Annotated in this window: 7 protein-coding genes and 1 pseudogene; 2 read left to right on the top strand and 6 right to left on the bottom strand. The window is 66.4% G+C overall.

Going from position 1 to position 5,570, the window contains the following annotated elements; all coding sequences use genetic code 11:
* From KTN05_RS17100 to KTN05_RS17075, 6 genes and pseudogenes are all read right to left on the bottom strand, one after another.
* Nucleotides 1-173 (bottom strand): recombinase family protein (locus KTN05_RS17100; RefSeq protein WP_217330579.1); only part of this gene is annotated, 173 nt, incomplete at its 3' end.
* Nucleotides 174-219: 46 nt separating this feature from the next.
* The gene (locus tag KTN05_RS17095; protein ID WP_217330578.1) at nucleotides 220-396 is read right to left on the bottom strand and encodes a hypothetical protein; all 177 of its coding nucleotides are present in this window, start codon (nucleotides 394-396) and stop codon (nucleotides 220-222) included.
* A 327-nt stretch (nucleotides 397-723) separates the two neighbouring features.
* Complete coding sequence (locus KTN05_RS18290) at nucleotides 724-1,284, bottom strand: hypothetical protein (protein WP_254368323.1); 561 nt, start codon at nucleotides 1,282-1,284, stop codon at nucleotides 724-726.
* 239 nt (nucleotides 1,285-1,523) lie between these two features.
* Nucleotides 1,524-2,168 (bottom strand): annotated as a pseudogene (locus tag KTN05_RS18285) (ATP-binding protein); the annotation flags it as partial.
* 736 nt (nucleotides 2,169-2,904) lie between these two features.
* A complete protein-coding gene (locus tag KTN05_RS17080; RefSeq protein ID WP_217330576.1) occupies nucleotides 2,905-3,927 on the bottom strand; it encodes a GIY-YIG nuclease family protein in 1,023 nt (340 codons plus the stop codon).
* A gap of 160 nt (nucleotides 3,928-4,087) precedes the next feature.
* Nucleotides 4,088-4,600, bottom strand: coding sequence for a hypothetical protein (locus tag KTN05_RS17075; RefSeq protein WP_217330575.1), 513 nt, complete (start codon nucleotides 4,598-4,600; stop codon nucleotides 4,088-4,090).
* A 108-nt stretch (nucleotides 4,601-4,708) separates the two neighbouring features.
* Here KTN05_RS17075 and KTN05_RS17070 point away from each other — a divergent pair, with 108 nt between their 5' ends.
* Both KTN05_RS17070 and KTN05_RS17065 read left to right on the top strand, forming a co-directional pair.
* Nucleotides 4,709-4,945 carry a helix-turn-helix transcriptional regulator gene (locus tag KTN05_RS17070; RefSeq protein ID WP_217330574.1) on the top strand — a complete coding sequence of 79 codons (237 nt, stop codon included), beginning with the start codon at nucleotides 4,709-4,711 and terminating at the stop codon, nucleotides 4,943-4,945.
* Nucleotides 4,946-5,193: 248 nt separating this feature from the next.
* Nucleotides 5,194-5,570: MgtC/SapB family protein (locus KTN05_RS17065; RefSeq protein WP_254368322.1), on the top strand; the 377-nt coding region annotated here is incomplete at its 3' end.

Genomic DNA, 5,570 nt, shown 5'->3' with positions numbered 1-5,570 from the left:
ATGCCGGGTCGCAGCAGCGAGGCGCCGGACGTCGCGGCATCCTCATAGGTGCCCACGATCTGCCAGCCTTCGCGATCGGCGCGCTCGCGGCAGAGGCGCATCTGGTCCTCGAGCGAAGCCGCGCTCTGCAATTCGGACGAGAACCGGGCGTAGATGGCAACACGAAGGGTCATGGACGGATCTCCAACTCAGGATGCAGCATGCCGGCGGCCCTCGAACTCAGCAGGGATCCCGCCCGGCGGCATGATCGGCGCGCGCTGCGTCGCGGGCGAGAGCGCGGACAAGGTCGAGCAACTGCTCCCGATGCTGGGGCGGCAGATCCGCATGCGCAAGCGGGATCGGCGGCTGCTCGGTGCCGTTGGCTCTCTTGCTGCTGGTCTTGGCGCCCGCTGCCACGTGACGTGCCTCTCCCGTCCGCCCGGAGAGGTCCTCCGGCGGCTGATCCTTGCTGCTGCTTCTCTTGGGACATGAGTGTGCTGTCCTCGGGACCAGTATAAGTCGCGTCGCAGGGGGGTGAGGGCCTGAAGGGGCCGGATTCCGGCCTAGGAGAGGGTTGGCGAGTGGTTCAATGTGGATATCTCACGTCTCAGGGCGCATCGGGCGCCCGGATCATCTCACGCGGCGGCGGAGAAGGCCTTGGACGCCGGCCGGGAGCAAGACGGCATCGAAGAAGCATTTGTGAAATAGAATGGCGCATCCTCATGGAGGATGCGCAGAGGCGCCTCACAAGGCAGCTACGGCCGGATCGGCCGACTGACGGTCGAGAGATGCGAGCCGCCTGGCGAGTTCCTCCTCGCCCATGAAGCCGGTGTTCGCCAAGCTGCGCGCGAGATCCTCCAGTAGCGCATGATGCTGGCAGAGGATCTCCTGCGCGTCCTCCATAACGCGGTCGAGACGGCGCTGGATCCTCGCGCGCGTCGCCGGTGGCAGAGAAAGGATCAGCCGGGGCTCGGGCGGGGCGCCGATCGAGAGATGGCCCTGATCCCCCAGCCCCAGGGAGAGCTCGCTGGCGAGCAGGAGCCCGGTGGCCCGGGCGAGATCCGCCTCCGAAGCACCGCCGGCACCACCGCTTGCATCGCCCAGCAGGAGCAGCTCTGCGGCCCGACCACCGAGATGGGCGATGCAGTGCCGGTGGACCTCGTCCTGGGTGAGGTCAGCCGCGTGCCAGCGTGACAGGGTCTCCCCGCCCTCCGGTCCGATCCGCAAAGCGTGGACGGTGCCGAGCCCGAGCGCGGCCGTGACGATCGCGTGTCCGGCTTCGTGGATCGCAGCCCGGCGCCGCATCGCGGGCGGCAGCGCCAGGTGATCCGGGCCAAGTCTGCTCGCAGGTCGGCCTCGGCCAGCGGGCGCCCGGCACGCCTGGCGGTGGCGCGGGCCGCGCGGACCGCGGCCGCGCAATCGGCGCCGGATCGGCCGACAGCCATCTGGCCGAGCGTCGACAGGTCAGCGTCGGGTAGGTCGTTGCCAAGGTGCTGGCGCAGGATCGTCGCCAGCGCCGCGGCATCGGGGCGGCGAATATGGACGAACTGATCGAAGCGACCGGCCCTCCGGATTGCCGGGTCCAGTTCTGCTGCGTCGTTGCATGCACCGATGACGACCACGCCCTCCCTTCCCGCGATCCCGTCCAGCAGTTCGAGCAAGCCGGTGATGACCTTCTGCTCATAGCTCGCATTGCTCGACGTTCGGCCATTGCTGCGCGAGCCGAAGGCGTCGATCTCATCGATGAAGATGATGCTTGGCGCGCGCTCGGTTGCCCGCGCGAAACTTTTCCTCATCGCCTTGAGCATGTCCCCCATGTGCCCGGCGGCTTGCCACTGCGCATAGCTGCCGCTTTCGAGATGAATGCCAGGCTCTCGCGCCATGGCCCGCGCGAGTTCGGTTTTGCCACAGCCCGGCGGGCCGGCGACGAGCAGACCTCGGTGCACGTCACGCCATTCTAGCGCCCCTGCCGCCCAGGCCCTGAGGTCCTCGGTGATGCCGATCGCGATGTCGCGGGCCTCTTCGAGCCCGGCAAGTTCCGCAAGAGGAATGCCGCCCGTGCTAGCGCGGGCCCGGAAAGATGGATCCTTCCCCCGCCGCTCTTCCCCGGTCTCCGTCTTGGTTGGCCAGTCCCGGCGCGCCAAGAGCCTGGCTGCCGCCTCTGCGCAGTCGCAGCGCAGGGCCAGCATCAGCCACAGCATCGGCGTTTCCGCGAGCTGCGCTTCGGGAGGGAGGTGTTCCAGCAGAGCCGCGGGTTCTGTTGCCGGGTAGCTCTGGGCGAGGAACTCGGCGATGATCTCGCGCTCGAACACCCGGAACGCCCGGGTTTGCGTCTCGGCCTCACCCAGGATCTCCATCGCCTCGAGGCCTTCGGGCAGGAGCAGGATGACCGGCGCCGGAAACTCGAGCGCCGCGGTCAATTCCAATCGCAGTTGCTCGTGATCAAGCCATCCAGGCTGCGCGCTCTTGACGACGGTGACCGCGCCGGGGCGATGCCGATCGCGATCTGCCTTGGCGATGAAGAAGCCGTTCGGAAGCACCCAGCGGAGCAGGCGGCCGACCTCGATCACGAGGTCGGATCGAACGTCCGTCAGGGTGATGATGGCGCCGCGCTCGAGCTCGGCAGCGAGGGCTGCCCGGCTGCCGAACGAGGCGGCGAGGCCCAGGACCAGCAGCGTCTGGCGCGCGGTGAGAGGATCGGGCGCGGGTCGTTCGTCCGGCAGGGTGCCGCACAGTTCCGAAATGTCCGTTTCGAGGTGAGAGAGGGACGTGCCCGCTGGCCGGGCAGCCTCCTTCGCCAGGATCGCCGCGCGAATCTCTGCGGCATAGCTGCGCCAGTCTGAGATGGGCGCGACAGGGTGGGTGTGGGTCATGGAAGACCTCCCATTCGGAATGGAAAAAGAAAAGGTGGCGGAAGAGGGGGCGTCAGAGAGCGCGCCGCGCTCGCCGCCCGTGCCGGCGGCGTCGGGCGAGGCGGCGCTCGGCCCGGCGCGCCAGCTTGGCCCGGCGCCGGCAAAGGGCCTTCACCTGCATCTCGACCTCGTCGAGGAGCCGCATGATCTCCGGCTCGATCGAGGCGCAATAGATCTCCGAGACGACCTTCACCTCGTCGGCGAACTCGCTCCGGTGCAGCACCGCGTCCGGATAGCGGCGGCCGAGGGTGGTATGCAGTTCTTTCTCGCGCCGGATCGCCTCGCGGCCGCTGGGAACCGCGACGGTGCGGATCAGCCGGGCATATTGGTCGCGGTCGGTGATCAGCTGGTGCCGCAGGCGTGACTCCGGGTCGCGCGAAAAGCCCACTTTGATCACGTCGCGGCCGGTCTTCAGCACGAACCGCATCGCGTAGAGGAAGCTCTTGTCGCGCGTCCAGCCGTCGGAGCAGCCGCCGCATGTGAAGCGGCCCGTCGTCATATTTGCCACCGCAACGCGCTGGACGTGCCCGCAGTCGTGGCGGTAGTGGCGATAGCTCGGATCATCCTCGGGATCGGCACCGATCAGCTCCCAACCGCGGGCGCGGGCCTCGTCCTTCAGCCGCTCACCGAGGCACGCGTCACACCGGATCGCCGTCTTGCCCTGCCGAACGCGTTCGAGCAGTTCTTGCTGGCGCACAGTCTCATGGCCACAGGGCAGAAGGATGCGAAAATAATTAGGATGGCCACCGCGACCGAGATAGCTGACGCCCGCCGCCGCGCAGAGTTCGCGCCGCCGGGTGTCAAGGCAAGTCGGGCAGACCGGCTCGGCCGTGCGCAAGGTAAAGACCTTGCTGACCATCTCCGCGCCGCAATCCTCATGGCGGAGAACGAGGTGGAAGCGGTCGATGACGCGGCCGACGATCTCGTAGCCCTTCTCCTGAGCAATGTCCTGCCAAGCATCGGGAATGGCGGCGTGGTAGATGGGATGCGAGTGATCGGCGGCGCTGAAAACGGCGTCGAGGTCGAGATGGGACATGAGATGTCCTCCTGTCGATATGGGATTAAGGCAGAACAGCATCCGGAAGCCCCGCAGGCGCCATCGCTCCGCATGCGGGATCGTGGAAGCGCATGGAGGCTGGGCCCGGCGGGAGTCAGGCCGATCAGCCGGTGCCGTCAGGGGGTGGAGCGGGGAGCCGTCAGGCGGCTGCGCAGAGCTCGCAGGCTTCGCCGTCGATATCGCCATCCTGGCGATAGAGCGTCAGTTCCGCCATGGCACGGATCTTCTCGCGCGCGTCGGCAAGCATGAGCCGGGTCCGCACAGCGCCCAGCCCATCGCCGGGAACGACCATGTGGCGGAGGAAGCTGCTTTCGAGGCGGCCATACTGGCGGAATGCCTCGGCACTTCCCTCGCGGACAAGCATCGCGATCAGCAGCGTCATCCGGCGCAGCGGCACGTCGTCCGGAGTGACGGCCGCAAGGCCGGTGATCGATGCCAGATCATACAGACGCAGCTGCGCCGTCTCGGCATCGTCCAGCCAGTTCTGATAGGCGGGATCGAACAGGTCGACATCATCGAGGTCACGCTCGCACTCGATGTGTTGATCGAGAGCCGAGAGCAGACCGGCGAAGCACAGCGAGAATGCCGAGGGAAGAGGGGTTGCCAGATCGAGAGGCGAGCCGGGGCATGAAATGCGGGAGATGTTCGTCATTGTCCATCGCTCCTTCACGAGATGGTAGTCTGAATCTACTTTCTGATAAGAAGCTATCACTAGACGGCGCTGATAACAAGTGCATCAGTGAAAAAAAAGAGATGAGTGATGAAGGCGAGAATCAAAGCGGCGCGAGATCTTCTCGGGATGACGCAGGCGGAGCTATGTGCATTGGCAGGTGTGCCTCTGATCACGCTTCGACGCGTGGAGGGTAAACCGGACCACACTGGGCTGGTCTCAACGGAGAACGTGGAGAAGATCGTCGGGGCGCTTGAACAACGTGGCATTCAGTTCCTCGAAAGTGGTCAGGTCTCAGAAGGCCGAGGTCTGGCCATCAGGGACTAACTCGCTCGGGCGATATCCTCAGTCCCCCCAAGGGGCCACGGGGTCTTCGCAGCATGGTGCAAGCTGGCCCCGTTCGCTGAGAGGATCCGGTGAGGCTTGGACTGCAACCGGTCTCGATTCGACACAATGGGGAGTTTGCCGGGGTAGGCTGACCCTCGAGCTTGGGGGAACCATCAGCCGCCGCGCAGGCTTCGGCGTCACACATGCGGATGAGGCACGCGCCCACCCGCCACGCCAAGGAGCCTGCCTTGCCCGACTATCTCAACCCGATCCTATCCGCCGAAACCGGTTTGCCGCTGCTGTGCAGCCTGATTACTGGAATGCTGATCGGCATCGACCGTGAGGTGCAGGGCAAGCCTGCCGGACTGCGGACGCACGCGCTGGTCTGTCTCGCTGCAACGCTGTTGACGCTCGCCGCGGCGCAGCAGGAACTGTGGACTCTGAAGCTTGTCCCGGGCACTCAGATCGTGTCGGACCCCACCCGGATGGCGCATGGGATCCTGACCGGGATCGGGTTCCTGGGGGCGGGCGTGATCTTCCGCGAAGGCCCTTCCGTCCACGGGCTGACCACGGCCGCCTCGTTGTGGATCAGTGCCGCACTGGGCATCGTCTATGGTGTGGGCAT

Origin of the sequence: Paracoccus sp. Z118 (assembly GCF_019061185.1) — a bacterium.
Lineage (GTDB): Bacteria > Pseudomonadota > Alphaproteobacteria > Rhodobacterales > Rhodobacteraceae > Paracoccus.
This window is presented reverse-complemented; position numbering and strand designations above follow the sequence as displayed.

Excerpts from the sequence above, each read along its gene's own strand:
- KTN05_RS18290 (WP_254368323.1), bottom strand. The coding sequence starts at position 1,284 with ATGCGGCGCCGGGCTGCGATCCACGAAGCCGGACACGCGATCGTCACG.
- KTN05_RS17080 (WP_217330576.1), bottom strand. The coding sequence starts at position 3,927 with ATGTCCCATCTCGACCTCGACGCCGTTTTCAGCGCCGCCGATCACTCG.
- KTN05_RS17075 (WP_217330575.1), bottom strand. The coding sequence starts at position 4,600 with ATGACGAACATCTCCCGCATTTCATGCCCCGGCTCGCCTCTCGATCTG.
- KTN05_RS17070 (WP_217330574.1), top strand. The coding sequence starts at position 4,709 with ATGAAGGCGAGAATCAAAGCGGCGCGAGATCTTCTCGGGATGACGCAG.